Origin of the sequence: Pseudomonas sp. R37(2017) (assembly GCF_002113375.1) — a bacterium.
In the GTDB taxonomy this organism is placed as follows: domain Bacteria; phylum Pseudomonadota; class Gammaproteobacteria; order Pseudomonadales; family Pseudomonadaceae; genus Aquipseudomonas.
Map to the genome: position 1 here is coordinate 78,927 of NZ_NEHO01000003.1, position 17,243 is coordinate 96,169.

At 60.0% G+C, this 17,243-nt stretch carries 13 protein-coding genes; 9 read left to right on the top strand and 4 right to left on the bottom strand.

What is annotated here, in order from left to right:
- The first annotated feature begins 108 nt into the window (after positions 1-108).
- The 6 genes from CAG47_RS06195 (at position 109) to CAG47_RS06220 (ending at position 9,888) form a co-directional block, all read left to right on the top strand.
- Complete coding sequence (locus CAG47_RS06195; protein ID WP_085724037.1) at positions 109-1,791, top strand: fatty acid--CoA ligase; 1,683 nt, start codon at positions 109-111, stop codon at positions 1,789-1,791.
- Between the two features lie 337 nt (positions 1,792-2,128).
- Positions 2,129-4,030: a DUF1302 domain-containing protein gene (locus CAG47_RS06200; RefSeq protein ID WP_085724038.1), complete on the top strand. Its 1,902-nt coding sequence runs from the start codon at positions 2,129-2,131 to the stop codon at positions 4,028-4,030.
- Between the two features lie 28 nt (positions 4,031-4,058).
- Positions 4,059-5,423 carry a DUF1329 domain-containing protein gene (locus CAG47_RS06205; protein ID WP_085724039.1) on the top strand — a complete coding sequence of 455 codons (1,365 nt, stop codon included), beginning with the start codon at positions 4,059-4,061 and terminating at the stop codon, positions 5,421-5,423.
- A gap of 176 nt (positions 5,424-5,599) precedes the next feature.
- Positions 5,600-8,338, top strand: a complete 2,739-nt coding sequence (locus CAG47_RS06210; RefSeq protein ID WP_085724040.1) for a LuxR C-terminal-related transcriptional regulator — start codon at positions 5,600-5,602, stop codon at positions 8,336-8,338.
- An 88-nt stretch (positions 8,339-8,426) separates the two neighbouring features.
- Complete coding sequence (locus tag CAG47_RS06215) at positions 8,427-9,068, top strand: MBL fold metallo-hydrolase (RefSeq protein WP_085724041.1); 642 nt, start codon at positions 8,427-8,429, stop codon at positions 9,066-9,068.
- A gap of 103 nt (positions 9,069-9,171) precedes the next feature.
- Positions 9,172-9,888 (top strand): OmpA family protein, encoded by a 717-nt coding sequence (locus CAG47_RS06220; RefSeq protein ID WP_085724042.1) that lies wholly within the window; start codon positions 9,172-9,174, stop codon positions 9,886-9,888.
- Between the two features lie 292 nt (positions 9,889-10,180).
- Here the strand turns inward: CAG47_RS06220 and CAG47_RS06225 are convergent, their stop codons facing one another.
- Complete coding sequence (locus CAG47_RS06225; protein ID WP_007998221.1) at positions 10,181-10,615, bottom strand: YhcB family protein; 435 nt, start codon at positions 10,613-10,615, stop codon at positions 10,181-10,183.
- 144 nt (positions 10,616-10,759) lie between these two features.
- Here CAG47_RS06225 and CAG47_RS06230 point away from each other — a divergent pair, with 144 nt between their 5' ends.
- The 3 genes from CAG47_RS06230 (at position 10,760) to zapE (ending at position 13,954) form a co-directional block, all read left to right on the top strand.
- Positions 10,760-11,389, top strand: a complete 630-nt coding sequence (locus CAG47_RS06230; RefSeq protein ID WP_085724043.1) for an alpha/beta hydrolase — start codon at positions 10,760-10,762, stop codon at positions 11,387-11,389.
- A 24-nt stretch (positions 11,390-11,413) separates the two neighbouring features.
- On the top strand, positions 11,414-12,769 hold the full coding sequence (locus tag CAG47_RS06235; RefSeq protein WP_085724044.1) for a tryptophan--tRNA ligase: 1,356 nt from the start codon (positions 11,414-11,416) through the stop codon (positions 12,767-12,769).
- Positions 12,770-12,859: 90 nt separating this feature from the next.
- A complete protein-coding gene (gene zapE, locus CAG47_RS06240; protein ID WP_085724045.1) occupies positions 12,860-13,954 on the top strand; it encodes a cell division protein ZapE in 1,095 nt (364 codons plus the stop codon).
- Between the two features lie 55 nt (positions 13,955-14,009).
- Here the strand turns inward: zapE and CAG47_RS06245 are convergent, their stop codons facing one another.
- The 3 genes from CAG47_RS06245 to CAG47_RS06255 form a co-directional block, all read right to left on the bottom strand.
- Positions 14,010-14,993, bottom strand: a complete 984-nt coding sequence (locus tag CAG47_RS06245) for an asparaginase (protein ID WP_085724046.1) — start codon at positions 14,991-14,993, stop codon at positions 14,010-14,012.
- Between the two features lie 77 nt (positions 14,994-15,070).
- Entirely contained in the window at positions 15,071-16,264 is a 1,194-nt protein-coding gene (locus CAG47_RS06250) for a hypothetical protein (RefSeq protein ID WP_085724047.1), read from the bottom strand.
- A 16-nt stretch (positions 16,265-16,280) separates the two neighbouring features.
- Positions 16,281-17,168: a nitrilase family protein gene (locus CAG47_RS06255; RefSeq protein WP_085724048.1), complete on the bottom strand. Its 888-nt coding sequence runs from the start codon at positions 17,166-17,168 to the stop codon at positions 16,281-16,283.
- Positions 17,169-17,243: the final 75 nt, after the last annotated feature.

A 17,243-nucleotide genomic window follows, 5' to 3' on the forward strand; every position in this document is an offset into this window, starting at 1 on the left:
ATTTGTGGCGCTCTGCAAATCATTCCTTTGGCTGATTTGGCTGACGATCAAGGGCACTAAAGTGCGTACTTTCAGCCACGACCGTGCAGTCAGATTAAAGGGATTATTATGTTGCAGACTCGCGTTATCCCCCCAGCCGAAGGCGCTTACCAGTATCCGCTGCTGATCAAGCGGCTGCTGATGTCCGGTGCCCGTTATGAGAAAACCCGCGAGATCATCTACCGCGACAAGTTGCGCTACAGCTACCCGACCCTGATCGAGCGGGTGGCCCGCCTGGCCAACGTGCTGACCGCGGCCGGGGTCAAGCCCGGTGACGCCGTGGGTGTGATGGACTGGGACAGCCATCGCTACCTGGAGTGCATGTTCGCCATCCCGATGATCGGCGCGGTGATCCACACCATCAACGTGCGCCTGTCGCCGGAACAGATCCTCTACACCATGAATCACGCCGAGGACCGCTTTGTGCTGGTCAACAGCGAGTTCGTCGGCCTCTACAAGGCCATCGAGGGGCAACTGACCACGGTCGACAAAACCCTGTTGCTGACTGACCTGCCGGAAAAAACCGCGGACCTGCCGAACCTTGTCGGCGAGTACGAACAACTGCTGGCCGCAGCGAGCCCGCAGTACGACTTCCAGGATTTCGACGAGAATTCGGTCGCGACCACGTTCTATACCACCGGCACCACCGGCAATCCCAAGGGCGTGTACTTCACCCATCGGCAACTGGTGCTGCACACCATGGGGGTGTCGACCATCATGGGCGCGATCGATAGCGTGCGCCTGCTGGGCACCAACGACGTGTACATGCCGATCACCCCGATGTTCCACGTGCACGCCTGGGGTTTGCCGTATGTGGCGACCATGCTCGGGCTCAAGCAGGTGTATCCCGGCCGCTATGATCCGGAGTACCTGGTGGAGTTGTGGCGCAAGGAAAAAGTCACGTTCTCCCATTGCGTACCGACCATTTTGCAGATGGTCCTCAATGCCAGGGCCGCGCAGAACGTCGACTTCGGCGGCTGGAAAATCGTCATCGGCGGCAGCGCCCTGAACCGTACGTTGTACGAGGCGGCCAAGGCCAAGGGCATCCAGTTGACCGCCGCCTACGGCATGTCGGAAACCGGGCCGCTGGTGTCGTGCGCGCACTTGAACGATGAGTTGATGGCCGGCACCGAAGACGAACGCACCACCTACCGCATCAAGGCCGGCGTGCCCGGGCCGCTGGTGGAGGCGGCGATCGTCGACACCGAGGGCAACTTCCTGCCCGCGGACGGCGAGACCCAGGGTGAACTGGTACTGCGTGCACCCTGGCTGACCGAAGGCTATTTCAACGAGCCGCAGAAGGGGGCCGAACTCTGGGCCGGCGGCTGGTTGCACACCGGCGACGTGGCGACCCTGGACAGCATGGGTGTGATCGACATTCGTGACCGCATCAAGGACGTGATCAAGACCGGTGGCGAGTGGGTCTCTTCACTGGACCTGGAAGACCTGATCAGCCGTCATGTCGCGGTACGTGAGGTAGCAGTGGTGGGGATCCCCGATCCGCAGTGGGGCGAGCGACCGTTTGCCCTGCTGGTGCTCCGTGAAGGTCATGCAATCGGGGCACGGGAGCTCAAGGAACACCTCAAGCCCTTTGTGGAGTTGGGGCACTTGAGCAAGTGGGCGATTCCAAGTCAGATCGCCCTTGTTACTGAAATTCCCAAGACCAGCGTCGGCAAACTCGACAAGAAGCGCATTCGTGTCGACATCAGCGAATGGCAGGCGACCAACAGCACCTTCCTCTCGACGCTTTAAGCGCCGTCCGGCGTGCCCGAAAGGGCACGCCGGCCCCACCAAGCAAGCGCTTGGCTTGTCAAATCGAAATTTTCAGCCATTCTTGCCGTGCCGATGAAGTCGGACTGGCGAAAGGACTGTTCCAGAGTGGTTGGCAGTTGCAAATCACACTTTAGAGGGATCAAGCGCTATTACCTGCTGGCTATAGTCCGCTCAAGGATTTTTAAGAACGGGGCAACCGCACAAACCGGGGCGATGCAACTTTGGAATGACTTTGGGACGCCATGGCTCCCGGTTATCCACAGCGTTTTTAGAAGTGCTCATGCCATAACAATAAAATGCACATGGAGTAGCGTCGATGACATCAGTAAACCAGTTCTGGCGCCGGGCGAAACTGCCCCTGGCCGTCAGTCTTGCCTCTACGCTCGCCGGGCCAGCATTCGGCGTCAGTTTCAACATCGGTGAAATCGAAGGTCAGTTCGACTCATCCCTGTCGATCGGTGCCAGTTGGTCTACCGAAAGTGCCAACAAGAACCTCATCGGTGTAAACAACGGCGGCAAGGGTCTGTCCCAGACTTCTGATGACGGTCACCTGAACTTCAAGAGTGGGGAAACCTTCTCGAAGATCTTCAAGGGCATCCATGACCTTGAACTGAAATACGGCGATACCGGTGTTTTCGTCCGTGGCAAATACTGGTACGACTTTGAACTGAAGGACGAAAGCCGTCCGTTCAAGGACATCAGCGACGATGGCCGCAAGGAAGGCGCCAAGTCCGCCGGCAGCGAGATCCTCGACGCCTTCGTCTACCACAACTACGCCATTGCCGATCAACCAGGCTCCGTGCGCCTGGGCAAGCAGGTCGTGAGCTGGGGTGAAAGTACCTTCATCGGTGGCGGCATCAACTCGATCAACCCGATCGACGTGTCCGCATTCCGTCGGCCGGGTGCCGAGATCAAGGAAGGCCTGATCCCGGTCAACATGTTCTATGTGTCCCAGAGCCTGACCGAAAACCTCTCGGCCGAAGCCTTCTATCAAATTGAATGGGACCAGACCGTCGTCGATAACTGCGGCACGTTCTTCTCCCAGCCGGACATCGTTGCCGACGGCTGTAACGACAACCTGCGCGTGCTGGCCAAGCGCTCGCAGATTCCGGCCATTGCCCTGGGGCCTTTGGCCGCCAACGGCGTCGACGTCAACAATGAGGGCGTTCTGGTGCGTCGAGGCCCTGACCGCGATGCCCGTGACAGCGGTCAGTGGGGCGCGTCCTTCAAGTACATGTTCGATCCGCTGGACACCGAGTTCGGCGCCTACTTCATGAACTACCACAGCCGTGCGCCGATCTTCAGCGCAACCGGCGCGCCGCAATCGGTCTACAACACAGCCGCGGGACTCCCGGGCCCGTTCGCCGCGCTGGCGCCATTGCTGGTGGCGGGTAATTCGCAGTACTTCATCGAATACCCGGAAGACATCCGCCTCTACGGCCTGAGCTTCTCCACCACCCTGCCTACCGGTACGGCGTGGAGCGGTGAGATCAGCTACCGTCCGAACGCTCCGGTGCAGCTCAACACCACCGACATCCTGTTCGCCGGTGTCCGCCCTTTAGGCAATAACAACCCGAACAACCCGTTGACCAACGCGTCGCTGCTGTCCGCTGCACCGGGTACCGACCTGCACGGCTATCGTCGTAAAGAAATCACCCAGTTCCAGACCACCCTGACGCACTTCTTCGACCAGGTCATGGGCGCCAGCCGTCTGACCCTGGTGGGTGAGGTGGGCGTGACCCACGTCGGTGGCCTGGAAAGCACTTCGGACGTTCGTTACGGCCGCGACCCGGTCTACGGCCCGGGTGAGTTGCCGGCTTCTGGCGCACTCGATACTTGCGTTGCGCTCAACACCAGCACCATCAACGGTGCCGGCCCGGGTACTCCGACCAACAACCGCAGCCGCAACTGCACCGACGAAGGCTTCACCACCGCGACTTCGTGGGGCTACCGCGGTCGCGCCATCTGGGAATACAACGACGTGTTTGCCGGTGTGAACCTCAAGCCGAACGTTGCCTGGTCCCATGACGTGAGCGGTTACTCCCCTGGCCCTGGCGGCAACTTCGAGGAAGGCCGCAAAGCGGTGAGCCTGGGTGTCGATGCCGAGTACCAGAACACCTACACCGCGAGTCTGGCTTACACCAACTTCTTCGACGGCAAGTACACCACCGTGGATGACCGCGACTTCGTTGCGCTCAGCCTCGGCGTGAACTTCTAAGCACAGTACTTTCAGGACGAACGCATAAATGAAAATAACAAAGAGTCTGTTCCACGCCGGTGTTCTGGGTCTTTCGCTGCTGGCGACCAGCGTCATCGCGGCAGTTCCCCAGGCCGAGGCCGACAAGCTGGGCAAGAGCCTGACCCCGATGGGCGCCGAAATGGCGGGTAACGCCGACGGTTCGATCCCGGCCTGGAAGCCGATGGCGAAGAATGCCGGTACGGTCGACAGCAAAGGTTTCCTGTCCAACCCGTTCGCCAGCGAAAAACCGCTGTTCACCATCACGGCGCAGAACGTCGACCAGTACAAGGACAAGCTCGCCCCGGGCCAGTACGCGATGTTCAAGCGCTACCCGGAAACCTACAGGATGCCGGTCTATCCGTCCCATCGCGGTGCTACCGTGCCGGATGACGTATTCGCCGCCATCAAGCGTAACGCCACCAATACCAACCTGGTGTCCGGCGGCAACGGTCTGGAAAACTTCGAAACCGCCATACCGTTCCCGATTCCGAAAAGTGGCGTGGAGGTCATCTGGAACCACATCACCCGCTATCGTGGGGGCAGCGTGACCCGCCTGGTGACCCAGGCCACGCCGCAGCCGAACGGCTCGTTCAGCCTGGTGTACTTCCAGGACCAGTTCGTGTTCCGCGACAAGATGAAGGACTACGACCCGAAAAACCCGGGCAACATCCTGTTCTACTTCAAGCAGAAAGTGACCGCTCCGGCTCGTCTGGCCGGTGGTGTGCTGTTGGTTCACGAAACCCTCGACCAGGTCAAGGAACCGCGTTCGGCGTGGGTCTACAACGCCGGCCAGCGCCGTGTGCGCCGTGCCCCGCAAGTGTCCTATGACGGTCCGGGAACCGCGGCTGACGGCCTGCGTACTTCCGACAACCTGGACATGTTCAACGGGGCGCCGGATCGTTACGACTGGAAGCTCGAAGGCAAGAAAGAGATGTACATCGCCTCCGACAGCTACAAACTCGACGACCCGAGCCTCAAGTACACCGACATCATCAAGGCCGGCCACATCAATCAGGATCTGGCGCGTTACGAACTGCGCCGGGTGTGGCATGTGGTGGCCACCTTGAAGGAGGGGCAGCGTCACATCTACGGCAAGCGTGACTTCTACATCGACGAAGATACCTGGCAAGCCGCGGTCATCGACCATTACGACGGTCGTGGCCAACTGTGGCGTGTAGGTGAGGCGCATGCCGAGAACTACTACGACAAGCAAGTACCGTGGTATGCCCTCGAGGCCCTGTATGACCTGCAATCGGGTCGTTACCTGGCGCTGGGCATGAAGAACGAAGAGAAGTCGGCCTATGACTTCGGCTTCACTGCCACCACCAGCGACTTCACCCCGGCCGCCTTGCGTCAGGATGGTGTTCGCTAAGGTGAGCTGAGTAGAAGTTGCACCCTCTGAAAACGCCCCGACTGGTTCGGGGCGTTTTTTTTTGCTTGCAGACTTTTTGTAGCCATTTGTAGCAATTACCTTCATTCCCTATCCGTTTACGGCTAGTCTGCGGACATCTGCAACGCCGCCACCCGCAATTCAAACAAGAGCCGGCTATGACTGATCTGTCTACACCCCCAGGTTCTGCACACGTTGCTGTCGCGACACTCGACGGGCGCTTCTTCCGCCCGCCGTTGCCCGACGGCCATGTGCTGCGTCCACGTTTGTGCGAGCGCCTGAGTGCCGGGCTCGGCGGCAGGTTATTGCTGGTCAGCGCGCCGGCAGGGTTCGGCAAGAGTTCGCTGGCGGTGGAGTTTTGTCAGGGCTTGCCGGCGCACTGGCAAAGCCTCTGGCTGGGGTTGAGCTCACGCGACAGTGACCCCGGACGTTTTCTCGAACGCCTGCTCGAAGGCCTTCAGGACTATTTCCCGCACCTGGGCAGGCAGTCCCTCGGGCTGTTGAAAATGCGCCAGCGCCATCAGCCATTCGCCTTCGAAGAATGGCTGGACGGCCTGCTCGACGAGTTGGCCGTGCACTTGTCTGCAGCAGCGCCATTGCTGCTGGTGCTGGATGATTACCATTTGGCCCAAGGGCCGGTGTTGGACCGCTGCCTGCAGTTTTTCCTCAATCATCTTCCCGATGGCTTGCTGGTGATGGTCACCAGTCGCCAACGTCCCGACTGGCATCTGGCGCGGCTGCGGCTGTCGCGGCAACTGCTTGAGTTGCATGAACAGGATCTGCGCCTGACCCACGACGAGGCCTTGAGCCTGCTCGACCGACACAGCAGTTCCTTGCGTGGTGAGGCGCTGGAAAACCTGATCCAGCGCAGCGAAGGTTGGGTTGCGGGGTTGCGCTTCTGGCTGCTGGCGGCCTCGGAGGCGGGCACCGATGGCGCACTGCCGCAATCGTTGCACGGCGGGGAAGGGCTGATCCGCGATTACCTGCTCGAAGAAGTCATCGATTGCCTGCCCGCCGAAGTCCAGTCGTTCCTCTACGACACGGCGCCCCAGGAGCGTTTTTGCAGCGAGCTGTGCGATGCCGTTCGCGATGCCCATGACAGCGCAGAGATCCTGCGCTTCCTGCTCGCCCACCAGGTGTTCCTGGTGCCGCTGGACGAACATGGTCACTGGTATCGTTACCACCACCTGTTTTCCGATCTGTTGCGCATGCGTCCGGCTTCCCAGTCGATGGTACCGGCCGCGAGCCTGCACCTTCGCGCCTGTCGCTGGTTCAATGCCCAGGGACTGCTCGATGAAGCCGTGGAGCAGGCCCTGCGTGCCGGTCATCTGGACGTCGCGGCAAACCTGGTGCAGAACCTCTCCGAAGAACAACTGCTGGCCGAGCAGAATGTCGGCATGTTGCTGCGCTGGAAAATGGACTTGCCTGACAGCCTGCTGATCAGCACGCCGCGACTGATCGTTCTCTATAGCTGGGCACTGGGGATGGCTTGCCAACTGGATGCCGCCGAGGAGCTGGCCAGCCATCTGAGCCGCTTCCTGCCGGCTCCGTCGGCCACCGCACAGAAATCCATGCTCGCTCAATGGCTGGCTTTGAGCGGCATCATCGCCCGTGGGCGCGGTAACCGCGAACAGACGCTGCGGTACTGTCGCGAGGCGTTGGAAAGTCTTCCGTCCAAACGTTACGGCCAGCGCCTGATGTGCCTCTCGACCCTGTCCAACCTGGCGATTGCCGACGGTGATCTGTGGCGGGCTCGGGGGCTGAACCGCCAATCGCTGGAGCTGGCGCAACGGGTCGGTAACCCGTTGTTCGAGGCCCTGGCCCATTACGACCGCGCCCGTGTGCTGCAAGCGCGCGGGGAAATCTGTCGGGCGCTGGAGGAGGTCCGTCAGGGCCTGCAACGCTTGCAGAGCCTGTCTGCGCAGCGCCTGTATGCAGTTCGCGCCCGATTGACCTTGTACGAGGGTTTTTTACTGGCCCTGCGCATGCAGCCACAGTCGGCGCGGGTGCGATTGCAGGCCGGGTTGAGCGAGGCACGTGCCTGTCGTGACATCAGCGTGCTGATCGGCCACTGCGTGATTGCCAGGCTGGAGGGCAGCAGCGGCGAGTTCGCCAAGGCCTTTGCGGAACTGGCCGAAGCCGAGCGGTTGATGCACATCTGGGATGTGCCGCCGATCTACTACCTGGCCATGATCACCCTGGTCAAATGTGAGCTCTGGCTGGCCCAGGGGCGCACCGACCTGGCTGAAGCCTGGCTGGCGCGTCTGGGGCAGACCTACAACGGCGAGAACGGGGCGGCTCCACCGGAGTTTCATCCGCAATTACCGCTGCATATCGAATTGCAGCAGGCCTTGCTGGAAGTCATCCAGGGCCAACCGATGCTGGCCGAAGGGCGTTTGAATGTGCTGCTTGAGCTTGGCCAGCAAAGCGGTCGGCAGATGCTCAGTGTCATGGCGTTGACCCAAAAAGTGACGTTGTTGCTGGGCGGCGGGCGGGAACCGGAAGCCCGCAAGGTACTGGCTCAGGCACTGGACGCCGCCGGCGGAGGGGTGCTGCAACCCTTTGAGGGCCTGCTGGCCGAGCACCCGGACTGGCTGCGCGGGCAACTTCAACTCGGTTCACCAACTCCCATTTCCCTGAGTCTCAGTGAAAAACTGCCGGCATCGGCTAGCCGGCCCGGCTCGGAGCCCTGCGCGGCCGCGGAGCAGCTCAGCACGAGGGAGTTGGCTGTCCTGCGATTGATCGCCCAAGGCTGTTCGAACCAGGAAATCAGCGATCAGCTGTATATCTCCCTGCACACGGTCAAGACCCACGCCAGCCATATCAACAGCAAGCTCGGGGTCGAGCGGCGTACGCAGGCGGTGGCGCGGGCCAAGGAGCTTGGGGTCCTGGGTTAAGGATTTTTCACGTTACTTGTCGCGGTCATTGGCTGGATACTCAAGTATGCGAAAATCGCTCGTCCCCGTTTACCGAGCAGGCCTCCCGATGTCCCAGCAACCCACCCTCATCCGCGAAACCTTCCCCGTCGGCCCTTTGCAGTGCAACTGCACGATCATCGGCGATCCGGTGACGAAAAAGGCCATCGTTGTCGATCCGGGTGGCAATCATGAGCTGATCCTGGCGCGTCTCGACGCTCTGGGGCTGAAAGTGGTCAGCATTGTTCACACCCACGCCCATCTCGATCATTTCCTGGCTTCCGGTCAACTCAAGGAGAAAACCGGCGCGACACTGCATCTGCACAAGGAAGACCAGTTTCTGTGGGACAACCTGGAAATGCAGTGTCAGATGTTCGGCGTTCCTTACACCCCGGTGCCATCCCCGGACCGTTGGCTGGCCGATGATGAAGAACTGGCCTGCGGTTGCGGCGTGGCGTTGCACACGCCGGGTCATACGCCGGGCTCCATGAGCTTCTGGTTTGCCGAGGCCAAGTTGTTGGTTGCCGGCGATACGCTGTTCCGTCGCGGTGTCGGACGTACGGATTTGTGGGGAGGCGACCAGGCCACTATCGTGCGTTCGATCAAGCAGCGTTTGTACACCCTCGACGAAGAGGCGACGGTGGTGGCCGGGCATGGTCCGGACACCCGTCTGGGGGATGAAATGCGCGAAAACCCGTTTGTACGGGCCTGATTTGTAAACGAGCGGAATTTTTTTTCCAGGAAGCGATCTAACGCCGCCAAAGGCTGATGCCTTGTTTCGTCGCACCACAGAATGCAAAAAGTAGGAGCTTTACATGTTCACCACGCGTCGTTTGATTATTCTCGCTACGGCTGTGGCCGTTTTGTCCGGCTGTGCCTCGCCCAACCCTTACGGAGGTCAAGGCCAGGCTCAGGGGCAGGCGGATAGCGGCTCCGAAGGCATGAGCAAGACCGCGAAGTATGGTGGCCTCGGCGCTCTGGCCGGTGCGTTGGCCGGTGCTGCCATCAACCACGATAACCGTGGCAAGGGCGCGCTGATTGGTGCCGCGGTGGTCGGTGCTTCCGCTGCGGGCTACGGCTACTACGCCGATCAGCAAGAGAAAAAGCTGCGTGCCAGCATGGCCAACACCGGTGTTGAAGTGCAGCGCCAGGGCGACCAGATCAAGCTGATCATGCCGGGCAACATCACGTTCGCTACCGATTCGGCGAACATTGCCCCAAGTTTCTATCAGCCGCTGAACAACCTGGCTGGCTCGCTCAAGGAGTTCAACCAGAACCAGATCGAGATCGTCGGCTATACCGACAGCACCGGCAGCCGTCAGCACAACATGGACCTGTCCCAGCGTCGTGCCCAGAGCGTGGCCACCTACCTGACCTCGCAAGGTGTCAGCGGTGCCAACCTGAGCGCTCGTGGCGCCGGTCCGGATAGCCCGGTTGCCAGCAACGGCGACGTCAATGGCCGGGCGCAGAACCGCCGTGTAGAGGTCAACCTCAAGGCGATTCCGGGCCAGCAGTATGGTGCCCAGCAGTAAGGCCAGGTTAAGCAGTACCCTTGATTGCCTGATTGAACCCCAGGCGTAAAAAAGCCCGCCCGATCCTCTACGGATCGGGCGGGCTTTTTTTGTCGTCAGTTCCGGCCCCATCGCGAGCAAGCTCGCTCCCACAGGGGTGAAGTCGTACACAAAATCTGTATTCAAAGCATAATCCTGTGGGAGCGGGCTTGCCCGCGATGGGGCCAGAGTGGGCACCGGAGATACAGGGTCAGAAATAAAAAAGCCCCCGGACAATCACGTGTCCGGGGGCTTTTGCCATGCGCGAAGCTGATTACTTCTTCAGGCCGTAATGCTCATCGAGCATGCCCGGCGCGTTCGGGGCTTTCGGTGCGTAGTCGCGAGGTGGCTCCTGATCGCGTGGTGGCGTCAGGCGCTCCCGTGGAGCCTGCGCCGCGTCGGCGTGCAGGGAAGCCAGCAGGCGTTGGCGGGTCTGCTCGTCCAGGGCCAGACGGTTGGCACCCTCGGCGAGGTGGTCCTGCACTTCCTGATAGCTCTGAGTCAGTTTCTTGACCAGTGTCGCGGTGCTGTTGAAGTGGGTCACCACTTCGTTCTGATAACTGTCGAAACGTTCCTGAATATCGTCCAGTTGACGCTGCGTGCGGCTGGGCGCGGCGTTCGGTGCAACGCGAGCGATCAGGAACCCAATGGCGACACCCACAACCAGGGCAAGAGTCGGTAACAACCAAACTAAGAGCGAGTGTTCCACGAGTCCTTCCTCTATAAACGGCTTTGCTTTACGTTAACGGCTCGAACCTGCGCTGTATACCGCGATTCACTCGCAATAGACAGCCACAGACAATTTGCTAGACGAGTCGACCCGATTCGAGGTCACGGAGTTCCTTCCTTGCTTATGCGTGAAACCCCTGTAGTGATTGATGGCCCGGTTGGTCAGATTGAAGCACTGTATCTGGATAATGAGCAGCCTCGCGGCCTGGCGCTGATCTGTCATCCGAACCCGGTGCAGGGCGGCACCATGCTCAACAAAGTGGTTTCGACCCTGCAGCGCACCGCGCGAGATGCCGGTTTGATCACTTTGCGTTTCAACTACCGTGGCGTTGGCGCCAGCGAAGGCACCCACGACATGGGCACGGGTGAAGTCGATGATGCCCAGGCCGTGGCCGCGTGGTTTCGCGCCAGACACCCGGATTTGCCGCTGACCCTGTTCGGTTTCTCTTTTGGCGGTTTTGTTGCCGCAAGTCTCGGCGGACGTCTGGAAGCGCAGGGCGAGCAGCTCAAACACCTGTTCATGGTTGCGCCGGCGGTCATGCGCCTGAGGGATCAGGACCAGTTGCCGCAGCATGGCGAACTGACCCTTATTCAGCCGGAAACCGACGAAGTCATCGATCCACAAGTCGTTTACCAATGGTCCGACAAGCTCGAACGTCCCCATGAGCTGCTGAAAGTGGCAGAATGCGGACACTTTTTTCATGGCAAGCTGACCGATCTCAAGGATCTGATCCTGCCGCGTCTCTCGAATTGATTGCAGTCTGACAAGCGATTACCCATGACGACTCGTACCCGTATCCTCACCGGCATCACCACCACTGGCACGCCGCACCTGGGCAACTACGCTGGCGCCATCCGCCCGGCGATCGTCGCCAGCCGCGACAGCAATGCCGATTCGTTCTACTTCCTGGCCGACTACCACGCCCTGATCAAGTGCGATGACCCGCTGCGCATCCAGCGCTCGCGTCTGGAAATTGCCGCGACCTGGCTGGCCGGTGGCCTGGATGTCGAGCGCGTGACTTTCTACCGCCAGTCCGACATCCCGGAAATCCCTGAGCTGACCTGGCTGCTGACCTGCGTCGCTGCCAAGGGCCTCCTCAATCGGGCGCACGCCTACAAGGCTTCGGTGGACAAGAACGTCGAGACCGGTGAAGACCCGGATGCCGGCATCACCATGGGCCTGTACAGCTACCCGGTGCTGATGGCCGCGGACATCCTGATGTTCAATGCGCACAAGGTGCCGGTCGGTCGCGATCAGATCCAGCACGTGGAGATGGCGCGGGACATCGGCCAGCGCTTCAACCACCTGTTTGGCCAGGGCAAGGAGTTCTTCACTTTGCCTGAGGCGTTGATCGAAGAGAGCGTCGCCACATTGCCGGGCCTGGATGGCCGCAAGATGTCGAAGAGCTACGACAACACCATTCCACTGTTCAGCAGCGCCAAAGAGATGAAGGACGCGATTTCGCGGATCGTCACCGACTCCCGCGCGCCGGGCGAAGCCAAGGATCCGGATAATTCACATCTGTTCACTCTGTTCCAGGCCTTCGCCACCCCGGCGCAGGCCGACGAGTTCCGCAGTGATTTGCTGCAGGGCCTGGGATGGGGCGAGGCGAAGAATCGCCTGTTCCAACTGCTGGAAAGCGAGTTGGGTGAGTCGCGCGAGCGTTATAACCAGCTGATCGAGCGCCCGGCGGATCTGGAAGACATCCTGCAACACGGTGCGAAAAAGGCCCGTGCGGTAGCGACCCCCTTCCTCAATGAACTGCGTGAAGCCGTGGGCCTGCGTTCCTTCGTTGCCCAGGCTCAAGTGGCGACGGCCACCAGGAAAAAAGCCGCGAAAGCTGCTCGTTTTGTCAGCTTCCGTGAAGACGACGGCAGTTTCCGCTTCCGTCTGCTGGCGGCCGATGGCGAACAACTGCTGCTGTCGCGCAATTTCGCCGATGGCAAGACCGCCGGTCAGGTGACCAAGCAGTTGCAGGCGGGCCAGGATCTGGATGTGCGCAGTGAAGAGAAGGGCTTCAGCGTCTGGCTTGAAGGCGAGTGCGTTGCCGACAGCCCGGCCTTCGTCGACAGCGCTGCGCGTGATGCTGCCATCGAAGCTTTACGCATAGCCCTGACGCCGGTTCAGGAATAAACAACGGCCCGGCCCAACCAAGGGCCGATTGCCATTCTTCGGGGCCGTCGCTAAAGTGTCGGCCCGTTTTTGTTGCCTTGCTAACGAATTATGACGCCCCTAGAACGATATCAAGCTGATCTGAAACGCCCGGAATTCTTCCATGACGCCGCGCAGGAAACGGCTGTGCGTCATTTGCAGCGCCTGTACGACGATCTGGTCGCGGCCGAGCAAAACAAGCCGGGCCTGCTGGGCAAGTTGTTTGGCAAGAAGGATCAGGCCCCGGTCAAGGGCCTGTATTTCTGGGGTGGCGTAGGTCGCGGCAAGACTTACCTGGTGGACACCTTCTTTGAAGCGCTGCCGTTCAAGGAAAAGTCCCGCACTCACTTCCACCGCTTCATGAAGCGCGTGCACGAAGAGATGAAGACCCTGGGTGGCGAGAAAAACCCGCTGACCATCATCGCCAAGCGCTTCGCCGCCGAGGCCCGGGTGATCTGCTTCGATGAGTTCTTCGTTTCCGACATCACCGACGCCATGATCCTTGGCACCCTGATGGAAGAACTGTTCAAGAATGGCGTGACCCTGGTCGCGACCTCGAACATCGTACCGGACGGCCTGTACAAGGACGGCCTGCAACGCGCGCGCTTCCTGCCGGCCATTGCGCTGATCAAGCAGAATACCGAGATCGTCAACGTCGACAGCGGCGTCGACTATCGTCTGCGTCACCTCGAGCAAGCCGAGCTGTTCCACTATCCGCTCGACGAAGCCGCCAACGAAAGCCTGCGCAAGAGCTTCCGTGCACTGACGCCGGAATGCACGGCAGCGGTTGAAAATGACGTGCTGATGATCGAAAACCGTGAAATTCGTGCCCTGCGCACTTGCGATGACGTGGCCTGGTTCGACTTCCGCGCACTGTGCGACGGTCCGCGCAGCCAGAACGACTACATCGAACTGGGCAAGATCTTCCACGCCGTGTTGCTGAGCGATGTTGAACAGATGAGCGTCACCACCGACGACATCGCCCGACGTTTCATCAACATGGTCGACGAGTTCTACGACCGTAACGTGAAACTGATCATTTCCGCCGAAGTCGAGCTCAAGGATCTGTACACCGGCGGGCGCCTGACTTTCGAATTCCAGCGTACCCTCAGCCGTCTGCTGGAAATGCAGTCCCACGAGTTCCTGGCGCGGGCGCATAAGCCGTAAGCCAATTCGACGCACAAAAAAGGCCTGCAATCGCAGGCCTTTTGTTGTTTTGAAGTCAAATGTCTTCGTTGAGATACCGCGCAAGCTCGTGCTGTCGTTGGCAACCGAGCAGCAGCCAAAGCAGAATCCGGGCTTTTCGCGGACATAGAAAACCCGCCATCGATGCGCCCTTGCGGATCAAGTCCATTTCACCGCCACCAAAACCGTAAGAGGCATGTGCGGTAGAGCCGGAACCGGTTCGGGTCGCAATGATCACGGGGATTCGTTTGGCAATATGCTCGATCATTGCCGCCCAGCGCTGCGAGATGTGGCCGGCACCGAAACCGCCGATCACCAGCCCGTCGTAATCGAGTGCGAGAATATTCTCCAGTAGCAGGGTGTCGGCTGACAGTGAGGCCTCAAACAGCGCAACCTTCTGTGTAGTCTGTTGCGGCAGCGGTAATACCGTGCGCGGCCCCGGCGGACGCAGGTAGCGAACACGGTCTTCCAGCAATAGGCCCGCGGGTCCCACGACCGGAGAGGAAAATGCCTGCAATGCCAGCGAATCGGTTTTACGTACGCTGCACGCTTGATGGATCTGTCCGTTCATCACGACCTGGACGCCACGTTGCCGGCTGTTCTGCGACAGGGCGGCGCGACATGCATCCAGCAGATTGGCCGGTCCATCGGCACCTGGCTGCGCTGCGGAACGCATGGCACCGGTCAGCACCAAGGGGGTGTCGTAGGGCCACAGGTAATCCAAAAACACCGCGGTTTCTTCGAGGGTGTCGGTGCCCTGGGTTATCACGACCCCAACAGCGCCCTGTTTGACTTGAAACTCAGCCCAGGACAATACGTTCAGCAAAAACTCGAAATCCAGGGACGCACTGGGAAGAAGACTGAGGGTTTCGACGGTGATTACGGCCAGCGTCGTCAGTTCCGGTAAGGAAGTCAGCAGGGTTTCGCCGCTGACGGTCGGGATGACGCCTTCACCGGCCTTGCTCGCTTGCATGCTTACCGTGCCGCCAAGTGCCGCGATGGACAGTTTGGGCAGGTCCATGGGATACCTCGCTTGTTTGTAATGAAAAATGGCTGTATCCGTTTCTGAGGCTGCGATACAGCCGGATGGCTGGGTTATTAATCAGCGATCAGAAAACCGATCAGCGGCACGATCAGCAGTGTGCTGATTGCCATCGACAGTACATTGGCGATGTAGGCGTGCATGTCGGCCGGTAATTTCCTGGCAATCGCACAGGCCAGCGGTGGTGCGAGCAAGGCCCCCAGTAGTGCACTCGAGACGATAATCTGCCAACTGCCGCCATAAGCCAGGATCGCTGCGGGCACCACTGAAACCAGCGGGATGTAAGTGGGATACCAGCCGTGCAACATCCATTGTCGACGCCAGATCAGCACACCGATGGCCGAGGCCAAAGCCTGCGCGCCGATGATGTGCAGCAGCAGGCCCGATCCATACGCGGGGCTTGAAGGGTTGAAGCTGTAAGCCAGCAATGCACCCAATATCAGGCCAAGGCTGGCCAGTTCATTGCCGAAGAACGGTGCTTCGGAAAAATCCGCCAGAATCCGGCGCAGGCTCCAGATGACACCATAGTCGGGCGCCTTCGCGGGAGTGATCGAGGCGGGTGGTGTTTGCGACGACCTGGATTTCACCAGGTTCGGCCAATAGCGGCAGAACAGAAACGCCAGTACGCTGGCAACCGCCATGCCTAGCACATTGCCAATCACTGCTGGCAAGGCCAGCGGTTCGCACACGTAGTTGACGATCAGCAGGCACATCGGTGTGACGAGTACGGCGCCCATGAGTGCGCCGTTGATCGTGACCCTCCAGCCTCCGCCAAACATCAGCACCATTGCCGCTGGCAGCGAGACGAATGCTACGAACGTGGGTTGCCAGGTTGTGGCTGTCACCGTCCAGCCCCACAGTAAATTACTCAGCAGCAGCCCGAGCAACGAACTGGTGACCAGCCAGGGCCAAAGTCCCGTTCCATAGGAGATGGCAAACCCTTGCCAGGGTTTTCCCGTTCGATTCGCCCAGTAAGCCAAATAAGCGCCCGCCAGCAGGCCGATCGAGGCGAACTCGTGCTTGTAGAAAGCCACCTCGCTGATGTCACCCAACACCCAACGCAACCAGGCACTCGGTTCGGGTAGCTGCGATACCATGTCGCCATATCCAGGCCAATGCGCTCCCCAGAAGGTTCGGTTGCTGAATGAAAGCCAGGCGATCAGCAGTGTCGCGCCGATCATTAGCAGGACGACGGCTGCATCAATCGGTGATTTGCGCGACGGTTGGTTTTTGTCGGTTGTAACTTCCATGAGATAGGCCTCCTGATCAACGTGGGAGGCAGGGGTGTTGGGTGTAGCCGAGCATCTGATCGTAAAGATCGGCCCGGCGATCGCGATGCAGATCGTTCAGGTTGTTCCAGATGGGCGCACTGCGGGAGCTGGTCAGGTCAATATCGGCAAACAGAATTTCCTGCCTGTCTGCCGAAGCCACGGCGCCAATCGGCCAGCCGTTGGTTCCGGCAATCAGTGAGCAACCCAGGTAGCGCGCGCCGCGCTCCTCGCCGATCCGGCTCGCAGCAGCGATAAATACGTTGTTGACGTGAGCGGCGGTCATCGTCAGATACGACGCCATGCACTTACCGGCATCGTCGAACAGCGGCGACGGTGTCCAGACCCAGTTGTTCAGGCTGCAAATGATGTCCGCGCCTTGCTGGGCGAGGATCCGTGGCACCTCCGGAAACCAGATGTCCCAGCAGATCAACAGCCCGATGCGGCCGATTGGTGTGTCGAAAACCGGGAAGCCCAGGTCGCCAGGGGTGAACCAGAGCTTCTCCAGATTCCACAAATGGGCTTTGCGGTACTTACCGATAAAACCGTCTGGTCCCACCAGAACGCCGGTGTTGAAGAGTTGCATGCCGTCGCGTTCGGTCAGCCCGGCCACGAGGTAAACATTGTGTTCGCGGGCGAAGTCGATCCAGCCCTGCACGCTTGGCCCCTCGGGAACCGCTTCGGCATGGGCGAAGGCATCCTGTCGATTGCTGAAAAAATAGCCGGTATTGGAAAGCTCGGGCAGAACGATGAGATTGGCACCGCCGTTGACCGCTTCCTGTGCCAGTTCCAGACTCTTGCGCAAGTTGGTCTCATGATTCTCGACGCCGACCTGAGGGTCGAATTGCACGACTGCTACGCGAACGGGGCTGGTTGGCTCGCTCATTCCTGATGACCTCTTTTTATTGTTATTCACGCTGTTTCAGTGGCGTGCCAATAAAAGGTGAAGTCGCAGGTGGGC